General features: G+C 56.6%; 15 protein-coding genes. 8 read left to right on the forward strand and 7 right to left on the reverse strand.

Annotation, left to right across the window (positions count from 1 at the left end; genetic code table 11):
- Positions 1-11 precede the first annotated feature (11 nt).
- From rlmB to H4317_RS04385, 5 genes are all read right to left on the reverse strand, one after another.
- Complete coding sequence (gene rlmB / locus H4317_RS04365; RefSeq protein WP_260625820.1) at positions 12-1,043, reverse strand: 23S rRNA (guanosine(2251)-2'-O)-methyltransferase RlmB; 1,032 nt, start codon at positions 1,041-1,043, stop codon at positions 12-14.
- The gene (locus H4317_RS04370) at positions 1,010-2,227 is read right to left on the reverse strand and encodes a GWxTD domain-containing protein (protein WP_185888932.1); all 1,218 of its coding nucleotides are present in this window, start codon (positions 2,225-2,227) and stop codon (positions 1,010-1,012) included. The genes rlmB and H4317_RS04370 overlap by 34 nt, the downstream gene beginning before the upstream one ends.
- A gap of 117 nt (positions 2,228-2,344) precedes the next feature.
- The gene (locus H4317_RS04375) at positions 2,345-5,344 is read right to left on the reverse strand and encodes a glycosyltransferase family 117 protein (RefSeq protein ID WP_185888933.1); all 3,000 of its coding nucleotides are present in this window, start codon (positions 5,342-5,344) and stop codon (positions 2,345-2,347) included.
- Between the two features lie 216 nt (positions 5,345-5,560).
- Complete coding sequence (locus tag H4317_RS04380; RefSeq protein ID WP_185888934.1) at positions 5,561-6,193, reverse strand: T9SS type A sorting domain-containing protein; 633 nt, start codon at positions 6,191-6,193, stop codon at positions 5,561-5,563.
- Between the two features lie 305 nt (positions 6,194-6,498).
- Positions 6,499-7,293, reverse strand: coding sequence for a biotin--[acetyl-CoA-carboxylase] ligase (locus H4317_RS04385; RefSeq protein ID WP_260625821.1), 795 nt, complete (start codon positions 7,291-7,293; stop codon positions 6,499-6,501).
- Between the two features lie 15 nt (positions 7,294-7,308).
- Here H4317_RS04385 and rsfS point away from each other — a divergent pair, with 15 nt between their 5' ends.
- The 6 genes from rsfS to H4317_RS04415 all read left to right on the forward strand — a co-directional run bounded on the left by rsfS (position 7,309) and on the right by H4317_RS04415 (position 15,490).
- Positions 7,309-7,698, forward strand: a complete 390-nt coding sequence (gene rsfS / locus H4317_RS04390; RefSeq protein ID WP_185888935.1) for a ribosome silencing factor — start codon at positions 7,309-7,311, stop codon at positions 7,696-7,698.
- Positions 7,699-7,789: 91 nt separating this feature from the next.
- A complete protein-coding gene (gene ftsH, locus H4317_RS04395) occupies positions 7,790-9,895 on the forward strand; it encodes an ATP-dependent zinc metalloprotease FtsH (protein WP_185888936.1) in 2,106 nt (701 codons plus the stop codon).
- Positions 9,896-10,006: 111 nt separating this feature from the next.
- Entirely contained in the window at positions 10,007-10,672 is a 666-nt protein-coding gene (locus H4317_RS04400; RefSeq protein WP_185888937.1) for a LutC/YkgG family protein, read from the forward strand.
- Positions 10,638-11,438, forward strand: coding sequence for a UDP-2,3-diacylglucosamine diphosphatase (locus H4317_RS04405; protein ID WP_185888938.1), 801 nt, complete (start codon positions 10,638-10,640; stop codon positions 11,436-11,438). Before H4317_RS04400 ends, H4317_RS04405 begins: the two co-directional genes overlap by 35 nt.
- A gap of 43 nt (positions 11,439-11,481) precedes the next feature.
- The gene (locus tag H4317_RS04410) at positions 11,482-12,393 is read left to right on the forward strand and encodes an SMP-30/gluconolactonase/LRE family protein (protein ID WP_185888939.1); all 912 of its coding nucleotides are present in this window, start codon (positions 11,482-11,484) and stop codon (positions 12,391-12,393) included.
- 466 nt (positions 12,394-12,859) lie between these two features.
- The gene (locus H4317_RS04415; RefSeq protein ID WP_185888940.1) at positions 12,860-15,490 is read left to right on the forward strand and encodes a S8 family serine peptidase; all 2,631 of its coding nucleotides are present in this window, start codon (positions 12,860-12,862) and stop codon (positions 15,488-15,490) included.
- 287 nt (positions 15,491-15,777) lie between these two features.
- Here H4317_RS04415 and H4317_RS04420 read toward each other — a convergent pair whose 3' ends face one another.
- Entirely contained in the window at positions 15,778-16,587 is an 810-nt protein-coding gene (locus H4317_RS04420) for a M57 family metalloprotease (RefSeq protein ID WP_185888941.1), read from the reverse strand.
- 394 nt (positions 16,588-16,981) lie between these two features.
- On the opposite strand from H4317_RS04420, the gene H4317_RS04425 reads away from it, so the two are divergent.
- Together H4317_RS04425 and H4317_RS04430 are read left to right on the forward strand one after the other, a co-directional pair.
- Complete coding sequence (locus H4317_RS04425) at positions 16,982-18,613, forward strand: PSP1 domain-containing protein (RefSeq protein ID WP_185888942.1); 1,632 nt, start codon at positions 16,982-16,984, stop codon at positions 18,611-18,613.
- 17 nt (positions 18,614-18,630) lie between these two features.
- Positions 18,631-19,122, forward strand: a complete 492-nt coding sequence (locus H4317_RS04430) for a gliding motility lipoprotein GldH (RefSeq protein ID WP_185888943.1) — start codon at positions 18,631-18,633, stop codon at positions 19,120-19,122.
- Positions 19,123-19,276: 154 nt separating this feature from the next.
- Here the strand turns inward: H4317_RS04430 and H4317_RS04435 are convergent, their stop codons facing one another.
- Positions 19,277-19,477 (reverse strand): cold-shock protein, encoded by a 201-nt coding sequence (locus H4317_RS04435; RefSeq protein WP_185888944.1) that lies wholly within the window; start codon positions 19,475-19,477, stop codon positions 19,277-19,279.
- Positions 19,478-19,581 lie beyond the last annotated feature (104 nt).

Genomic DNA, 19,581 nt, shown 5'->3' on the forward strand with positions numbered 1-19,581 from the left:
ATTCTTAGCAGCTATTCTTTGGCTGAAGTCAGGCGTTGGCGCAGGACTTCAAAAAGCATAATGCCACTGGCCACCGATACGTTGAGTGAACCTATTTGGCCGGTCATTGGGATGCGGAGGCGGTGGTCGGCGAGTTGTAGGTACTCCGGCGAAATACCGTCTTCCTCGCTGCCCATGAGTACCGCTACCGGGCCGGTCATGTCAACCGAAGAGCTTTCTAGGCTGGCGTCGGACTTCTCGGTGCAGGCTACAATCTGCACGCCCGATTCCCGCAGGAAGTTGAGACTGTCGCGCAGGTTGTTTTCGCGGCACACCGGAATCAGGTTCAGCGCTCCGGCTGAGGTTTTCACAGCATCACCGTTGATCTGAGCAGCACCGCGGGCTGGCACCACAATAGCGTGCACGCCCATACACTCGGCGTTGCGGGCAATAGCACCAAAGTTGCGTACGTCCGTTATGCGGTCCAGAATCAGCAGGAAGGGCACTTTGCCTTCTTCGTAAAGCCCGGACAGGATGCTGTCGAGCGGCATGTAGTCAATCGGCGAAACGAAAGCCACAGCGCCTTGGTGGTTCTTGCGCGTCAGGCCGTCCAGCTTTTCGGTCGGCACCATCGACACGGGCGTGCCCCGCTCGCGGGCCAGGTCGTTGATTTCCTGCGTCAGGCTGTTTTTGGTACCGCGCAGCAGGAAGATTTTCTCCAGCGTACGGCCGGCATGCAGCGCCTCCAGAATAGGGCGCAACCCGAATAGCATGTCGATGTTGTGGTCGGCAGCCGGGCGGTGCGAATAGAACGGCTTGTCGCCGCCGGCCGAGCGGCCTGCATTATTGCGCGGTCCATCAAAGCTCCGTCCGCCTCGGTTGTCGTTGCGGGTATCGGGGCGCCCTTCGTCACGGCCTTCCGGACGGCTTTCGGGGCGGCGGTAGCCACCGGGTACGTCGTCGCCGAAGTCGCGGCGCGGGGTGCGGGGTACCGGACGGTTTTCCGAATCAAAAAAAGTGCGGCGCGGCTTTAGCGGCCGGGGGCGGTCATTGCTTTTCTCCATTGCTCCACGGCGGCATACCAAAGACGTTCGTTCTCGGGGCGGCGCACCAGTTCATAGTGTTCAGGCGCAAAGGTACTCGGTTTGGGCCGGAACATATAAGTAGCTGAGCTACCGTTGTCACGAGCATGGTACACCCACCGTTCTTCCTGGGCTGTACGGTACACGGCATCGGGCGCGCCAAGCACCATATAGAGCATGCCCCGGTCCGTCATCCAGCCCGCCTTGTGCGCCGCAAATAATTGATTGGCAGTAGCTGCGCGGCTATAGTACAGCCGAATTGCTTGGCGTGCTAAGGTCTGCTGGCCAGCCGCCGCTTTCAGCCAGAATTCATCAACGGCCCGCTTAGGATTAGGAGCATCATATAGGTTTTTGCGCTCCGTCGAAGTTGTCAGATAGATAAGAGGCTGGATTAATTCGTCGGCGGTAGTAAGGTCTGGGTACTCGGCTCCGGTCACGAGCAACCCCAATAGGCTGGGCTCACCCATCAGTCGTAGGGTGTATAGGCCAGGCTCAGGCAGTGCCAGCGGTACCCCGGCACGGGCAAACAGCGAGTCGCGGACCGCCAGCGTAGCTGGGCCAGCCGCCTGTCTCGACGGGTCGGCGTGCGGCGGAAGAGCGGCCACGAAAGGCGTTGTGTATTGCTTCACGCTGACGGGCTGCTCAGGACCGTAGCGGTCCACATAAAAAGCTTCACCTGCTCGCACGGTTCGCCGGAGAAGCGGTACGCCTAAACTATCAGCAAGAATGTAAGGGCGAGCTAGTCGAGCTGCGGTAAGGGGCAACCAAGCGGCTTCGCCGGATGCCGCAACACTGGCCGGCCCGCAGGCCATGCTCAGGATGGTGCCGCTTTGCAGGCGGGCTATAGGCAGGCAGAACTCCACGCGCGCAGCTGAACCTTCAAGGCGAGTACGGCGCGCCAGATGAGACACGGTATCGGCCCAAACCGGGCGTTTGGCATCATACGCAGGCCATGCAAGCACACGCAGCGGCTGTTTCTGCTGCAGTACGCTGCCATTAGGAAAGCGCAGATAGATGCGCAGACTGTCGCCTTCCCGCCGCGAATCAACCAGGATTTTCTGATCGGAATGATACTGGCCGGCAAAGTCGCGCCGCTGGGCCGATGCAGCTGGTAGCAGGGTCAGCAGAAAGCCGCAAAAAAGAAGTAGTCGGACCGGATGGTTCACTGGTGGCTAAATGAGTGTGACTACTAAAACGAAGAAATGGCTTGTAATGTCAGCAGAAGCCAACAAAAAAGCCGGCCCAAGTGGGCCGGCTTTTTTGGTAGAGCTATGAAACGCTTCTTACTGACGCGGGTAATACTGGTTGAGCAACTCCAGGGCCTTGCCAGCACGGGCTTGGTCGCCTACCTGCTCAGCGGCGCGGTACACGCTCTGCAGGCCCAGCAAATAAGTCTGGCTTTCGATATCGAATAGGGCAGGATTGTGGGTGCGGTAATACGCTAGGGCTACCTGAGCACGGCTGGTCATTTTGTCCATGATATCGTGGGCACGCGCCTGCTCGCCTACCGTCACCAGCGCCGGCACAAACTGTGGCGAGTAGTAGTCATAAGGAATAGTGGCGTCAGGCATCGTTTCGAAAGCCTTGTCCAGTATTTCTTTGGCCTTGGCATTGTCGCCGTCGGCGAGGTAAGCGTTGGCGAGGCGGGCAAACTTGTCGCGGTAGTTAGCCGGGAAGCGCAGGTGGTTTTCGTCATAGAAAATGCCCGGCTTGTTGAGGTTGCGGAAGGCGAATTTCTTCATCATGTTCTCGTACATGATGTTCTTTTCGACGTAGCCTTCATCGGAGGAACGGGGCTCGTAGTTCGGGTCCTTCAGGGGAAGTACGCGGTAGGCCATGCCCTCCAGCTGGAAGTATGGCTGCAGGTTCATGAAGTCGGAGCCGGCTACGGTGCTGGAGAAGTAGATAGGGCGCTGCCAGTTGTTGGTAGCCAGCATGTCCAGTATCACCAGATTCTTCTTCTCGATGGCGCCTTTGCCCATGTCCCATTCCATGCGCGACACCAGTTGCTTGCTGCGGTCAGCTGGCACGAGGCCCTGCTTCTTCACGGCGGCCGTGTCTACGTTCAGGTAGAACTTGCGGGTCGGATACGACATCATCATCGGCGAGCCTTCGCCATACGACACCTGCAGCAGCTCGCTGTTGTCTTTCACCAGCTGAATAAACTCATTCAGGTTTACTTCTTTCACCGAAGGATTCTCGGCGTAAGGCAGCATATCATTGGTACCCTGCTTGTACCGGTCGTTGGGCATGGAGATGGGCAGCGGCTGCGACAGATAGGCCTTACGCTTCATCTGCTGGATATACCAGTCGGTGTTCAGGTAGCTAAGTACGGCTACGCGCACGTCGGTCCGCACACCTTCTACCTCCTGGGCATACCAGAGCGGGAAGGTGTCGTTGTCGCCGTTGGTGAACAGGATGGCGTTGGGCTGCAGCGAATTCAGCAGATTCTTAGCCGAATCCACGGAGTTGTAGCGGTCCGACCGGTCGTGATCATCCCAGCCTTGCGCTACCAGGATTAAGGGAGCCAGCAGGCCCAGCACAGTAGCAGCTACGGCGCGGGGCGTATCAGCTTTCAACACGGAACGGAGCAATTCTGCCAGGCCCAGCACACTCAGCCCAATCCAGATGGCGAAGGCATACGTGGCGCCCGTGAACGTGTAGTCCCGCTCACGCGGCTCGATGGGTGGCTGGTTGAGGTATACCACAATGGCCAAGCCCGTAAACACGAACAGCAGGCCCACAATAAAGGCATTGCGCGAATCGCGGCGGGCGTGGAAGAACAAGCCAATCAGGCCCAGAATCAGCGGAATGGCGAAGAAGTTGTTGCGGGCGGGGCTGTCGGCCATGCGTTCCGGCACACCGCTCTTGCCAGCATCCCAAGGCCACAGGCCCCCGGATTGCTGAATGTCGCTCTGGCGGCCGACGTAGTTCCAGAGGAAGTAGCGCCAGAACTGATGGCCCATCTGGTAACGGAATAGGAACGACAGGTTCTGGCCCATGGTCGGCTTCACACCTTCCCGGATATCCACCCACTTCTGATAGTTGTAGATGTGCTCGGGCTGCGGGCTGTAGATGCGCGGCAGCAGCATCTTGTCGGCATCGTCATAAATGAGCGTCTGGCGCTTTTCGGCTACCACGTACCGGTCGCCTTCGCGCACGTAGCGTGGTGCGCCGTCCTCGTAGCGGACGGGGCGGGCGTTGAACTGCGGGCCGTACAGCAGCGGACGGTCGCCGTATTGCTCGCGCTTCAGGTAGCTCACGAAGCTCAGGACGTCCTCGGGGTTGTTCTCGTTGATAGTAGGGTGGTAGCTGCTCCGAATCGGGATGATGAGGTAGCTGGAGTAGCCAATCAGGATGAACACGAGGCTCAGCATAGCCGTGTTCACGAGGCGGTTGCGCTTCTGGAACGAGTAGCGGAAGCCCAGCCACAGCAGACCCACGAACAGCACTAGGAAAATGATGATGCCCGAGTTGAATGGCAGGTGCACGTTGTTGACGAAGAATACTTCGAATCCGCCCGCCAGCGAAGGCAGGCCTGGGATGATGCCCACCAGAATCAGGCCTACAATCACAAGGCTTACAACCAGCGTGATGATGCCGCCCAAAGTAGTCGGGTTCTGGGTACGGCGGTAGTAGTAGATGAAGGCCAGAGCCGGCACCGCCAGCAGGTTCAGCAAGTGGACCCCAATGCTCAGGCCGATAACGTAGGCAATCAGGATTAGCCATTTGTCGGAATCGGCCTCGTGGGCGCGGTTTTCCCATTTCAACATAATCCAGACTACGGCCGCCGTAAACAGCGACGACATAGCGTACACCTCACCCTCCACAGCGTTGAACCAGAACGAATCGGAAAAAGCAAACGACAAAGCACCCACCACACCGGCGCCCAAGATGAGCAGTGTCTGGCCCGAAGTAGGCTCCGGCGTGCCCGGTACCGTGTGGCCGGCTACCTGACGATGCAACACCAGCTTCTTGGCCAGCATTGTGATGGTCCAAAACAGAAACAGCACCGTGAACGAGCTGCTCAGCGCCGACAGCGCATTCACCAGCACCGCCACTTTCGTTACGTCTCCGAATGAGAATAGGGAGAAGATGCGGCCCAGTAGCAAGAAGGTAGGCGCACCCGGTGGGTGCGGCACCAGTAGCTTATACGAACAGGCAATAAACTCGCCGCAGTCCCAGAACGAGGCTGTGGGTTCGAGCGTGAGTAGATAGGTAAGGGTGGCAATGGCGAAAACCAGCCAGCCCACTAAGTCATTCAGGCTTTTGTATGAACGCATGCGTGCTTGGGGTAGGGACGGGGAGAGCCCCGCCCGTCGTTAGGGCCCGACGGGGTTTAAATGATGCAGAAATCCGTGATGGACCAAAAGTAGAGAATAAATCCGGCCGCACCGCACCCCATTCAACGCCCAAAACAGGGGTTGGCGTGTGCAACACATAAAAAAAGCGGCCGGGAGTACCGGCCGCTTTTTCAGAAAATATGTATCTCGAATGCGTTAGTTCTGCAGAACCAGCCGCTTTGTTGCCACTACTTTATCGTTGACCAGCAAACTGTAGATGTACATGCCAGTCGGCAGGTCGGAGAGATTAATAGGCACACCAGCCGCGGCTGTTTCAGGACGTAGCGTGACAGTGCGCACTTCCCGGCCAATAATATTGCTCAGCCGCAGCTTGTACTCCGAGCCGACTTTCTGGCTCACAGTTACGGTTACCAAGCCCTTGCTGGGGTTGGGGTAAACGCTCATCCCAATGCTGGCCGCTTTGGCATCCAGCGTAGCTTGCGGGGCATTGCTTACGGTAATAGTGCCCGTCTGGCCTATCCACTGGTTGCCAGCAAACGACGAGTGCGCTGTGCAGTGGTAGTTGAAAGTGCCGGCCGTGTTAAAAACGATGGAGTTGGTAGTGGAGGCAGGGCTGATAGTGAATGTAGCCCAGGATGCGTTGTCTGAAGCAGTAGGGTGGGTGCCGAAACCTACGTTTACCCAGCGTATCTCATCACCAGGACGAATGGTTACAGCTGCCGGACGATAGAAGTTGTCACCGACTTCCACCGTAATGGTGGCCGCCAAAGCAGAGAGTTGTGCCAGCAAAAGAGCCAGTACTCCAAAAAGACGCGTAGAAATTTTCATGACATTCAGTACGGGTTGTAGAGTACGGGCCCAGCGGCAGGTACTCTAAATATATTGATTTTTTAATGATGTTACATCTCGCTGCCAAAGGGGCAGAACAGATAGCACGCATGCCAGTAGACAAGCACCGTGCCTAAGTGTAAGCACATGCCTGGGATACAGATGACTCCGGAAGTGAAAAGGTTGCGCAACTAGCCATTCCAGTTCATATAGAGCAACTCGGATACTCCTGTCAAAAGGTTGCCTGGCTTTTATAGCCCGACTCAAAAAAATGCGTGCTTTTTCTGCATCTACTAGTAAGCGCCTTACTGGAGCACGTAGCGGATTTCTTTCAGATCAAAGTGGCGCAACTGGCCTTCTATCGCAACAGCCAAACGGCCCAGTTCATCGACTCCCATAATTTCGCCGGTGAGGCGGCGACCCTCTATTTCATAAGGATGGGCCTCTTGGTACCGGTAAAGCGCGTGCAGATAGTCGTAGCGGATGGCGGACAGACGACCGGCGCGCAGCTGCAGATAGCGGCGCTCCAAGCACTCGAGCAAGCGAGTGACCAAGGCTGGCAGGGCGTAGGCCCGGCCCGTTATCCAAGCAAGCGAAGTGGCAGTATGCGCGCCGAATGCTCGCTGGTTTACATTAATCCCAATCCCGACTACACTCTGCTGAATCATTGTGCCGCTAAGCGTGTTTTCGATAAGGATACCGCCTAGCTTTCGGTCGCCATAGAAAATGTCGTTGGGCCATTTCACGCGCAATGCTGCGTCAGGTCCGAGCAAAGAGGTTGCCCAATCGTGCACGGCCAGCGCAACAGCTTGGCTGAGCAGAAATTGATCCTGAGCTGGCAGGAACGTAGGGCGCCATATCACCGAAAACGTCAGGTTTTCGCCCGGATTGGTTTCCCAACGGTTACCCCGTTGGCCCCGGCCAGCGGTCTGTTTGTCGGTAATTACCACGCAGCCGTCGGTGGCGCGGTTTTCGCCAATAAGGTTTTGTGCTTCGGCGTTTGTTGAGGCACATTCGGGCAACCAAACCACTTGGCGGCCCGTGAAGAGAGTTTGCGGGAATAGAGCCTCCACTTGATTTTCGTACTTTGTGATGTTCAAACCTAACAATACCCCATGAAAAGTACCCTGGTTCGACAGGATTCGGACAAGTTGGCAGATGTAGTAGTACGCGGCATGCAGGAAAAGAAAGCTGTCGATATCGTGGTACTAAACCTCAAAGACCTCAAAAATGCTGTAGCAGACTATTTTATTATCTGCTCGGCCTCTTCAGATACGCAGATTGATGCTATTGCCCGTTCGGTAGAAGAGGAAGTAGAAAAGCTGACCGGCCAGAACCCCTGGCAGACGGAAGGCCGCACCAACCGCGAGTGGGTGCTACTCGACTACGTGGACGTAGTAGTGCATGTTTTCCTGCGCGACCGGCGCCAGTTCTACGCTCTGGAAGAGCTGTGGGGCGATGCAGTAATCCGGTACGTGGAAGAGGAAACTGTACCGACACGATAAAGTAAAACCGGGGCAGCTGCGTCTGCCTCCGGGAACAAACGTACGGGCGGCGTGTTCCGCCTTTGTTTTTTGCTTTAGCTAATTTCTATTCATGCCTGATAACACGCCCAAAAAGAAGAAGCCCATGCTGCCTTCACCCACCCCTAAACCGGGGATGCAGCTCTGGCTACTGGCCGGGTTGGTTTTGTTTCTGTGCGCTTGGTTGTTCTTCAACCAAAGCGGCAGCACTGTCGAAATCAACCAGCAGAAATTTGAGCAGATGTACGCGGCCGGCGACGTGCGCGACGTAAAACTGCTCACCGACCGAAACCTGGTGGAGGTTTCGCTCAAAAACGAAGCGGTGAAGTCAGGCCGCTACAACCAGCTTCTGAGCCGCCGTGGGCCCCTCACGTTTGACACTAGCCCACAGTTTGGGTTTCGGGTGGTAGACGGCAAGACCTTTAAGGAGGATTTTGAGAAGCTGCAAGCCAATATTCCGCTCGACAAGCGTATTGGTATCACCTTCGACACGCGTACCGGCTACGGCGACGTTATCACGACGTGGGGCTTTACCATTCTGCTCTTCGTTGGTTTCTGGTTCCTGATGCGCCGCATGAGTGGTGCAGGCGGAACTGGTGGCCAGATTTTCAATATCGGTAAGAGCCGCGCGGCCCTATTTGAGGGTGGCGACAAGGTGAAAATCACATTTAAGGATGTAGCCGGTCTGGAAGAAGCTAAAGAAGAGGTGCAGGAAATTGTGGAGTTCCTCAAGAATCCCTCGAAATTTACTGTTCTCGGCGGTAAAATTCCGAAAGGAGCACTGCTGGTAGGCCCTCCTGGTACGGGTAAAACCCTGCTGGCAAAAGCTGTGGCGGGTGAAGCCGATGTGCCGTTCTTCTCGTTGTCGGGCTCCGACTTCGTAGAAATGTTCGTGGGGGTAGGAGCAGCCCGGGTGCGGGACCTGTTTAAGCAGGCCAAAGCCAAAGCACCCTGCATCATCTTCATTGACGAAATTGATGCCATTGGCCGTAGCCGTAGCCGCGGTAACGTCCCTGGTGGCAACGACGAGCGGGAAAACACGCTCAACTCGCTGCTGGTAGAAATGGACGGTTTCGGTACCGATTCCGGGGTAATCATCCTGGCTGCTACCAACCGCCCTGACACGCTAGACTCGGCGTTGCTACGTCCCGGTCGTTTCGACCGTCAGATCAGCATCGACAAGCCGGATATCAATGGCCGCACTGAGATTTTCCAGGTGCACTTGAAGCCGATTACGCTTGGCCCGGATGTGGAGGCCCGTAAGCTGGCCGCCATGACCCCTGGTTTCGCTGGTGCTGAAATTGCCAACGTCTGCAACGAAGCCGCTCTGATTGCCGCCCGCCGCGATAAGAAGATGGTAACTATGCAGGACTTCACTGATGCAGTTGACCGTGTGATTGGGGGCTTAGAGAAGAAGAACAAAATCATCAGTCCCGACGAGAAGCGCATTGTAGCCTACCACGAAGCTGGCCACGCCATTGCAGGCTGGTTCCTGGAACATGCCGACCCGTTGGTGAAGGTGAGCATCGTGCCCCGTGGGGTAGCGGCGCTGGGCTACGCGCAGTATCTGCCGCGTGAGCAGTTCCTGTACAATACCGAGCAGCTCACCGACGAAATGTGCATGACCCTAGGTGGCCGTGCAGCCGAAGAGTTGGTGTTCGGTAAGATTTCGACGGGTGCTTTGAGTGACTTGGAGCGCATTACCAAGATGGCCTACTCCATCGTGACGATGTACGGCATGAACGCCAAGCTCGGCAATATCTCTTACTACGACTCGAAAGGGCAGAACGAGTACGGTTTCTCGAAGCCGTATTCCGAAGCTACGTCGCAGATGATTGATGAGGAAGTGCGCAACATTATCGAAAACGCCTACATCCGGACCAAGGAACTGCTGACCGAGCGCCGCCACGAGTTGGAGGTAATTGCTAAGGAGTTGCTGGAAAAGGAAGTGCTGCTGCAGGATGACCTGGAGCGCCTCGTAGGCAAGCGTCCTCATGGCGTGCAAACCAACTACCAAGCTCATATGGCCGGCACCGACCGTTCAGAAACTCTGAGCGAACGGAAGCAGGAGCATCCGTTGCAGAACGACCTGCCCCCGCTGAACCTGCCTGGCGTGGACGACAACACACAATCAGGTGCTACTTCGGAGCCCAGCGGCTCGGCTGTGACGCCGGTATAAACAGCCCGATTCAGAAGAAGGCCAGTCCGGAAAGGGCTGGCCTTTTTTTGTGGAGGACCGGCCCATTTATGCTAGTTTTAAGCCTAGCTGCTTTCCGAGTACCTTTGCGCCATGCCCGAATCGTCCCGCGACATTATCCTGCGCCGTATCCGCGAATCGTTGCGGGAGCCCACGCCGCCTAAGGCTGCGCCTGACTTCGCGGCACCCTTGCACCCCGCCCCCACCGGCGACCTGGCCATTGCTTTTGCCGAAAGCTTCGTGCGTGTGGGTGGGCAGCTGTATTTCTGCGAGTCGGAAGAGCATTTCTACGACCAGCTATTTATCTATAAAAAGGAGAAGGAACTGGAGCGGCTGTTTGTCTGGGAACCGGAATTGAAAAAACTCCTGCATGGCGGCGGCATCGTATTTCAGCCCGATGAAACCGATTTTCTGGAGCACGCTGATGCAGGCCTGACGACCTGCGAGGCTTTGGTGGCCCGCACAGGCAGTGTGTTGGTAAGCGCGGCCAGCAGCAGCGGCCGGCGCCTGAGCATCTACCCCGACCAGCACCTCGTGTTTGCCCGCACTTCGCAGGTGGTAGCCGACATCGGCGACGCATTGCGCCGCACCCAAGCGAAATATGGCGCAGATCATCTGCCGTCCATGATTTCGCTGACTACTGGGCCGAGCCGCACGGCTGATATTGAAAAGACTCTTGTGCTCGGAGCCCACGGCCCACGCAGCATTGCCCTGTTTTTGTTGGATGACGAAGCCGACCCCGCCACCCCGCCTGCCTGATCTGGCGCTGCCTGCCGGCCGCCGCGTATACTTCGCCTCCGATTTTCACCTCGGTGCCCCCGATGCCGCCCGCTCGCTGGAGCGGGAGCGGCGCATTGTGCGCTGGCTTGATGAAGCTGCCCAGGACGCTGCTGCTATCTACCTGCTCGGCGACATTTTCGACTTCTGGTTTGAGTATAAGCATGCCATTCCGCGTGGCTTTATCCGGCTGCAGGGCAAGCTGGCCGAACTGACGGATGCTGGTATTCCCATCATTTTTTTCACCGGCAACCACGACATGTGGATGTTTGACTACTTCACGAAGGAGCTGGGCATTCCGATTCTGCGCCATCCGGTGAGCCAGCTGATTGGAGGGCGTGAGTTTCATATCGGGCACGGCGACGGGCTGGGACCGAAGGACTACACCTACAAGATGCTGAAGCGGGTATTTGCCTCGCCAGTGTCGCAGTGGCTGTTTGCGCGGCTGCATCCTAATCTGGGTATTGGCATTGCCAACCGCTGGAGCCGTCATAGCCGAATTCAGAATGCCGACGCCGACGCCAAATACTTTGGTGAGGACGAGTGGCTGCTGGTGTACTGCCGGGAGCTGGAGCGGCGTTTCCACCACGACTATTACGTATTTGGTCACCGCCACCTGCCCCTCGACGTATCGGTAGCTGCCGACAGCCGCTATGTGAACCTCGGCGAGTGGGTCAATTATTGCTCTTATGGCGTGTATGATGGCAACGACCTCGCCTTGCGGCATTTCGAGCAGCACCAAGGCTAGAATGATGTTCAGGGCCTTAAGTTCAGCCTATAGGCCACAAGCAATGCGTTTGGGGCTTCTGCTACTGGCACTGAGCTTTCAAATCTTTCCGGCGGCTGTTGCTCAGACTACAGTTCCTACACCCGCATCAGTAGTGCCGCCTGGCAAGCCGGCTCCGGCCGCGGCGTCGCCTGCAGTAGCCAAAGCCAATGAACCAACGACCCCGGCCGGAACCTGGCAACTGGTGCGCACTATTGCGTTGCCGCAGCCGGGCGTGGCTTCCCTGGACCGCCGTGGCACGTTGTACGTGGCCGATGTCCGCGACAATATCCATCAATATGGCCCCGATGGACAGGCGTTAAATACTTTTTCGCCGCCACAGCCGGGCCATGTAGCGCAACTGGAGGCCTGGAACACCACCAAGATTCTGGTGTTCTACGACGACCGTCAACAGCTACTGTTGCTTGACCGATTTGCCGCTCCGCTGGGTCAGTTCAACTTGCTCGACTTGCTCGATGGTACGGCCCGCACCGCTACGCTGGCGCCTGATGACCGGCTCTGGCTGCTGAACGAATCGGACCTGACGCTGCGCCAGTTTGATGCCAACGCCAAAACCTTTACCCATTCCACACCGCTCGATTTGCTGATTGGCCGTTCCCGTCCGGACTTTCGGTTTCTGCGCGAGTACCAGAACAACCTCTATCTGGTAGACCGGGTGAATGGGGTATACGTGTTTGATAACTTGGGGAATTACCGCAAGAAGCTGCCCTTTGCTGGCCTAAGCACCATTGGCTTCCGCGGCGACGAGCTGTACTTTCTGGCTGACGGAGCAATTCAGTTTTTCCACCTTTACACGCTGGCCCAGCGCACGGTAGCATTGCCACCCGGTGTAGCCGCTGACGTGCGGCAGGTGCTGGTAGGAGAAGGGTACGCCTATGTGTTTACGGCGGCTGGTATACAGGTGTATAAGCTATAAAACCGGTAGGCGCGTGCGGTTGGAGAAGGCAGGCTATAGCACTGCCGAGTGTAAGTAGTGCCTATACTGGAATAAAGCTATAGCTGATTTGACATCACCTCGTGCTCTTCTCCAACACCAGACCCAACTTTTGTTGGCAGCACTGATACAGGAAAAGAAGTGTAATGCTATTGTTTATATGGCTGGCAAAGTGGCTCCTGTTTATATTCAAAAAATGCCGGAATGTGTCAACCCTTTTTATATCTGATAATTCTGCTATCTAATGCAAGTCATTGGCAGAAAGGATACGCTGACTAAAAGCGGGCAAACTGCCAGTAAAACCAACGCAAGCACTCAATACACCATAATCTTTTGGCTCATACTAGCAGGGTTCAATAAGTGCTGATATGGGTTTTTGCCTAAATTTGAGAAGGTGCCAGTTTCGCAAAGCCGCGGATAAGGGCCTCTTCTGATTATCCTGTTTTCTATGACGTATCGTGCTGCTTGTATCTGGGTAGGAAATGTCTTGGTGGGGTTGTTGACTTTGCCCGCGCTGGCTCAGCAACGGCCGCAGGTACCCACCAGCAAGCTGGCCCCCATACTGCAGCAGGCTTCGGCCCGAATGGCACCTACTACCCGCCAGACCGTGCGGGTTCAGACACGCAATGCGGCAGCATTTAGGCAATGGGCGCGACAGGAATTGCCAGGTGCTGTACTACGGGCCGAAGCAGGCCAGCCGCAAATATTCCTGCTATCCGGAGTAAGCCAGGCCCAGCTACAGGTACTAGGGGCCTCGCCGCTCATTACGTTCGTTGATGCCGCTGACCGCCGGGCCTATGATGAGCGGCAGCTAAACCAGGCCGACCTAAACGTGAATAGCGTGACACCGCTGCACCGCCGCTACCCTGCGCTAGCCGGGCAGGGGCTCACAGTTTCGGTAAAAGAAAACCCGTTAGATGTCACGGACATCGACTTCAAGGGCCGGCTGGTAAACGTTGATCCGGCGGCTGTTGTGGTTTCGTCGCACGCTACTACCATGGCTACGCTTATTGCTGGCGGTGGCAACTCCGCCCCGGCCGGCCGGGGCGTGGCATGGCAGGCTCGTATTACTTCCTCCGACTATGTGCGCCTGCTACCGGATGATGGAGTGCAGCTGCAGCAGCGCAGTGTGAGTGTGCAAAACCACTCCTACGGCACTGGAATCGAGAATTACTATGGTCTGGAATCCCAGACGTATGATGCACAGGCGCAGCAGTACCCAACGCTGGTACACGTATTTTCATCCGGCAATTCTGGTACACAAACCAGCCCTACTGGTCCCTACCAAGGGTTGGCTGGCGTAGCGAACCTGACCGGGCAGTTCAAAATGTCGAAAAACACGCTGAGCGTAGGGGCGACCAATGCGTTGGGGCAGGTAGCTGCCATGAGTTCCCGAGGGCCGGCCTATGACGGCCGGATTAAGCCGGAGCTAGTGGCTTTTGGGGATGAAGGTTCATCGGATGCAGCGGCTCTGGTTTCGGGCATGAGCCTACTGGTGCAGCAAGCTTACCGCGACCAGAATGGCGGAGTCCTGCCACCGTCCGCGCTGGTAAAAGCGGCTTTGATTAATAGCGCCGACGATACGGGCCGTCCGGAAGTGGATTTTGTGGCGGGTTTCGGGCAGGCCAATGCGCTGGGTGCCGTGCGTACCATGTTGGACCGCCGCTACTTTCAGGGCAGCGTAGGGCAGGGGCAGACGACGCAGTTTACGCTGGTGGTGCCCCCCGGCACGCAACACTTGAAGCTCACACTTGCGTGGACTGACCCCGCCGCTGCTGCCAATGCTTCCAGCGCCTTACTGAATGACCTAGATGTATTGCTGACAAACAATGGCACCAGCTGGCGCCCTTGGACTCTGAGCACCTACCCGCACCCAGACTCACTGGCCCTACCTGCCCGCCGCCGCCCCGACCACCTCAACAACGTAGAACAGATTACCCTAGCGGCGCCCGCGCCCGGAACCTACCAGATAACAGTGCGCGGCTACACGGTAGCAACTGGTCCGCAGGCGTTCAGTGTGGCATATGAACTGAACAGCGGGTTTGAGTGGCTAACACCCAATAAACTGCGCAACGTGCGACCAGGCGAAGCCACGCAGCTGCGGTGGCAATGGGCGGGCCCTGCTGCTACCGGACAGTTGGAGTACCGGCCAGTTGGCAGTAGTGTGTGGCGCCGCATCAATCCCGCCGTAGACTTGGCCGCCCACACATATACCTGGACCGCCCCTGACACAACTGCACTGGCACAAGTGCGCATGGTTTCAGCTAGTGGCACAATCGTGTCCGATACGTTCGCGCTGGCCCGCCCGCTCCCGCTGAACATTGGGTATTCCTGCCCCGATGAAGCGCTGCTGTACTGGCCGCATGTGCTGGGCGCAGCACAGTACCAACTGTACCGGCTGGGTGCTACCCATATGGAACCAGTAGCGCTTATTTCAGATACCACATACGTGCTAACTGGCGCCGCTCTGGCAGTGCCGCAGTATGCGGTAGCGCCTGTACTTCGTGGGCAGGTGGCTGAACGGGGTTCTTCCATCAACCGCAACACGGCCGGTTTCGACTGTTACATTCGCTCCTTCATCGGCCGGCAGCCCGTTGCCGATACGGTGCAGCTGCTGGTAGAGCTAGGTAGCACGTTCCGGCTTCAGTCTCTTAAGCTGCAGCGGCTCGAGCAAGGTGAGTTCCGCACGATACTCACCCAAAGCCCGGTTACGCAGCTTCGCTTCACACTGACTGATGCCAGCGCCCAGTCTGGTCTCAACCAATATCGGCTGGAGCTGCAGGACAGCGGTGGTCGGATTTTCCATAGCCAACTGGAAACTGTGTATCAGGTGAGCCAGCCCGAGGTCCTAGTTTTTCCGGTGCCGGCAACTGCGGGGACCCCACTCAACATCATTGGCCCCCCCAATACGGAGTTGCACCTGCGCCTCTTCGATACTCTGGGACGTTTGCTGCACGAAAGCACGACAATCGGTACCATCAACCAACTGCCCACGAACGGCATGAAGCCGGGCACCTATCTGCTTCGTATTGGGGCGGGGGCCGGGCCGGAAATCACGCGGCGTATTCTGGTATTGTAGCTGTAGCAAGAGATTATGAAGCTGCTTTCCGAGTAGGCTACTCGGTCGTTTCAACTCACACAGATGTTCTGCGCCTTGGCGGCTCTCTTCTAGTTTCCAGTAAACAGCAACACCACACCAAACAGCTGAGAAGCGTTGCCGGCACGCAGCCAGCTGCGGGAGGGGCAGCAACACTTGGTATTCAGGAGTTACTACACCAAAACAAAACCCCTGGCCCAATAGGACCAGGGGTTTTGTTTTGGTGTAGTAGCAGTTCCTAGCTTTTTATAGCCGGATTGCTCGACCGGTTAGTACACGTAGTTGAGCGCCGTACGGTCGTTGGTATTGAACGGACGGTTTGCGCCGCTGCCAATGCAAGCCAGCATCCACGAGCTTGGGTCTGGACCCGACGGCGTACCGGGAATGAGGATGGCACCTACTGTGCTGGCACCTTCGTTTACGGCCGAGCCACCGCAGCTATACTGCCGGCTCATGTAGTCGGTGTGGCGGAAGCCGATGCAGTGACCCACTTCGTGCGCCAGTACAGTTGCCAGATACGTGCTGGCATTAGCCGTACCCAATGCCGTAGAGTTTACCAGCACTTGGCTATACGGATTGCCACCGGAAGGGAAGCCAGCCGAAGCCAGATAGCCAGCTCCCGAAGGAGACTTGGTCAGGGTGATATTGGCCGAAGAAGTAGAAGCTACACGGGTGAACGTGATGCGCAGGTTCTGAGCATTGTAGCGACGCACCAGCTCATCGGTGGCAGTCACGTAGGCAGAAGGCAGCGTAGACGAAACCCGGATGGTGATGTTGCGTGGCAGACCAGTTACCAGGTTGGTAGTACGGTACTGCTCATCCTCGCCCACCCGCATCATCGAGTAGTCAGGAGTGCTGTTGAGCATTTCGTTGGTCAGCACGATGTCGCCTTCCACGAGGACGCCACCGTCTACTTTCTGGGCGTCTTTGGCGCTGAAACCAAGGGCGCTGATCTGGCCGATGGTTTCTTCGGAAATTTCATTTTTTGTAACAACTTCCTGCTTCTTTTCGCAGGAGAATAGAGACATGGCAGCGCCGACCAGCAGCGCCAATGGCGTGAATAAACGGTTTACTTTCATGGATGATGGTTGGTTGGTTTGGTTGTGGAAAGGAACAATTACGTCGAAAAACTAGTCATTTGTTGATGATATTTCAAAACTATTGGCAATTGGTTGTCATAATTATATACATCTTGGCTTTTTGTTATTTGGAATATTCTTCGTCTGAAAAACAGGAAATAAGCCAATGGTGAAGGATTAATGAAGTTTTGGCTGGCATTATTAAAGTGAAATTTTTAGCCAACATATTTGCTCTGATTTTCAAGTCGTGCAGCTACAGTTCAGCTAGTCCCCAGCTCTGCTGCGCACTGGCCTAATGAGCCCTGTACCCTCCCGCCTCCGAATTCTGTATCTTTGTATGAAACCGACTTTCAGCGGCACTTAGGTGCTGCTTCACGATATAGAGACTTTAGTAGTGGCCTGTACTTCCTGCTCCTCCGGCGGCGGCTGCTCTACCACAACTGCCACGGGCTGCGGCTCGAAAGGCAGCTGTAGCAGCGGCTGTACGCGACTTAATGTATTCGACTGGCTCCAGGATCTGGACACACCCAGTGACTTCAAAGGATTTGACCTTGTTGAAATCCGCTTCAAAGGCGGCCGAAAGGATTTTTACCGCAATGCCAGCCACCTTCCGCTCATCACCGGCGACGCCGTGGTGATTGAGGCTGGTGGCAATGGCTGGCATCTGGGCCACGTTTCGCTGAAAGGCGAACTGGTGCGGCTGCAGATGAAGAAGAAGAAAGTACCTACCGACTCCAAAGACATCCGCAATATTCTGCGAGTGGCTACCGAGCAGGACGTAGAGCGCTGGAACGCTGTTCGTGACCTCGAAACGGGCACCATGTTCCGGGCCCGCACCGTGGTAGACGAACTGCGCCTGAAAATGAAGCTCTCCGATGTAGAGTATCAGGCGGACCGCACCCGCGCTACATTCTTCTACTCCGCCGAAGACAGGGTAGACTTCCGGGATTTGATTAAGCGCCTCGCCGACGAGTTTCGGGTGCGCGTAGAAATGCGCCAGATTTCGTTGCGCCACGAAGCCGGCCGCCTGGGCGGTATTGGGGTGTGCGGGCGCGAGCTATGCTGCTCTACTTGGCTCACCGACTTCAAGAGTGTAAGCACCACGGCGGCGCGCTACCAGAATCTGAGCCTCAACCCCGCCAAGCTTTCCGGCCAGTGTGGGCGCCTCAAGTGCTGCCTCAACTACGAGCTGGATACATACCTCGATGCCCTAAAAGACATTCCGCAGGTACAGCGCCCTCTCGTAACCGAGAAGGGGGAATACGTACTTCAGAAAACCGATATTTTCCGCCGGAAGATGTGGTTTGCCATTCGTGGCGACAACAACTGGGTGGTGCTGCCCACTGAGCGGGTGCGCGAAGTACAGGAAATGAACCGGCGGGGCGAGAAAGTGGATACGCTGCTGGTGGCCGTGAGAGAAGAGGAGAAAGCGCCTGATGTAACAGCCATTGTGGAAGGCTCATTGGAGCGCCTCGATGACAAGATAAAAGCCGGCAAGCGTGCCAAGCGGCCTAAAAAGAGAACAAAGGGAGATGCTGCCACCGACGAGCAGCCCAGCGCACCGCGTGGTGGTACCTCGGGCCGCACCGCTACTCCGCGGGCCGCTGCCCCGGCCGCAGCCGAAGGTGAAGCATCCGATAAGCCAGTGTCGGAAGGCACTGGTGCTGGCGAAGAAGCACGCCGACCTAGAGGGGCCGCTGCCCGTCCGCTTAACCGCCGCAACAACCGAAACCGCTCTGCCAACGCCTCAGAAGGTGGACCCCGCCCGGAAGGAGGCCGTGGTGAAGGCCGCTCAGCAGAGGGCCGCCGCAACGGCCCCGAAGGGGGAACGGAGCCACGCTCCGGCCGCGCCGGCAATGAGCGGCGTGGTGCCCGCGGAGGTTCCGGAGAAGCGGGCAACCGCCCGGCTCCGCCGGAGGGTGGTACCCCCAATCCGGCCCGTGAGGGTGGCCGTAGCCGCCGCGGTGGGCGCCGTCCTGAAGGAGGCGCTACTGGCGGTCCATCTGCTGCTCCGTCTGCTTCCTAACGCTGCCTGACTCGTTTATGCGCAAACTGTTTCGTCTGTTGCCGCTGCTGCTTGCAGCGACTATGCTCACTGCCTGCGACCAGAACCAGGTATATGAAAAGAACGTCGATTTTGAAGGCTATACGTGGTCAGTACGGCAAAAGCCGGCCTTTACCTTCGACATTGCGGATACCACGCAGCGCTATGATGTATACTTCAATGTGCGCAACGCTTCCGCGTATGGTTACTACAATCTGTACCTGAAGCACACACTTACGGACCCGGCCGGCAAACCCGTTTCACAGTTGCTGCACCAGATGCTGCTCATGGATCCGCAAACTGGCGAACCGCGCGGCAGCGGTACCGGCGACATCTACGACCACCAATTTCTGGCGCTGCCTAATCAGAAATTTCACCAGACAGGGGCCTACAAAATTGTGCTGGAGCAATACATGCGACAGAACCAGCTGCCAGGACTTATGGCGGTAGGAGTACGCGTAGTTCAGGCGCGCCCGGCTCAGGCTAAGTAATACAGCTGAATTCTACTCATAGAAAAGCCCCGTCAGCTTGGTTGCTGACGGGGCTTTTCTATGAGTAGAATTCAGCTGATAAGAAAGAGGAGCACAGCTGAAGGAAAAAGCTACGGTACGGCCGAAGCGTTAGGCGAGGCTGGGTAACTGTGACTTACAGAGCGGCAATGCGCTCAACGTTCACGGCGTTCAGCCCCTTCTTGCCCTCAATTACCTCAAACGAAACCCGGTCATTTTCGCGGATTTCGTGAATCAAACCGGTCTGGTGTACAAAAATATCCTGGTTGTTTTCGTCCTGGATGATAAAACCGAAGCCCTTCGATTCGTTGAAGAACTTTACTTTGCCCGTTTTCATAGGAGAACTGGTGTTGTAGTGGAAATGTAGAAAGACGCTGGTAAATCTAAGGGGCTATTTTGAATAATCGACGTACCTGACTTGGAAAGTAGCGGCATAGTAGG

The organism is Hymenobacter sediminicola (genome assembly GCF_014250515.1).
GTDB classification, from domain to species: domain Bacteria; phylum Bacteroidota; class Bacteroidia; order Cytophagales; family Hymenobacteraceae; genus Hymenobacter; species Hymenobacter sediminicola.

Excerpts from the sequence above, each read along its gene's own strand:
- H4317_RS04400 (WP_185888937.1), top strand. The coding sequence starts at position 10,007 with ATGCCCGAATCGTCCCGCGACATTATCCTGCGCCGTATCCGCGAATCG.
- H4317_RS04410 (WP_185888939.1), top strand. The coding sequence starts at position 11,482 with ATGCGTTTGGGGCTTCTGCTACTGGCACTGAGCTTTCAAATCTTTCCG.
- H4317_RS04420 (WP_185888941.1), bottom strand. The coding sequence starts at position 16,587 with ATGAAAGTAAACCGTTTATTCACGCCATTGGCGCTGCTGGTCGGCGCT.
- H4317_RS04430 (WP_185888943.1), top strand. The coding sequence starts at position 18,631 with ATGCGCAAACTGTTTCGTCTGTTGCCGCTGCTGCTTGCAGCGACTATG.
- H4317_RS04415 (WP_185888940.1), top strand. The coding sequence starts at position 12,860 with ATGACGTATCGTGCTGCTTGTATCTGGGTAGGAAATGTCTTGGTGGGG.
- rsfS (WP_185888935.1), top strand. The coding sequence starts at position 7,309 with ATGAAAAGTACCCTGGTTCGACAGGATTCGGACAAGTTGGCAGATGTA.
- H4317_RS04405 (WP_185888938.1), top strand. The coding sequence starts at position 10,638 with ATGACGAAGCCGACCCCGCCACCCCGCCTGCCTGATCTGGCGCTGCCT.
- H4317_RS04435 (WP_185888944.1), bottom strand. The coding sequence starts at position 19,477 with ATGAAAACGGGCAAAGTAAAGTTCTTCAACGAATCGAAGGGCTTCGGT.
- H4317_RS04380 (WP_185888934.1), bottom strand. The coding sequence starts at position 6,193 with ATGAAAATTTCTACGCGTCTTTTTGGAGTACTGGCTCTTTTGCTGGCA.
- H4317_RS04375 (WP_185888933.1), bottom strand. The coding sequence starts at position 5,344 with ATGCGTTCATACAAAAGCCTGAATGACTTAGTGGGCTGGCTGGTTTTC.
- rlmB (WP_260625820.1), bottom strand. The coding sequence starts at position 1,043 with ATGGAGAAAAGCAATGACCGCCCCCGGCCGCTAAAGCCGCGCCGCACT.
- ftsH (WP_185888936.1), top strand. The coding sequence starts at position 7,790 with ATGCCTGATAACACGCCCAAAAAGAAGAAGCCCATGCTGCCTTCACCC.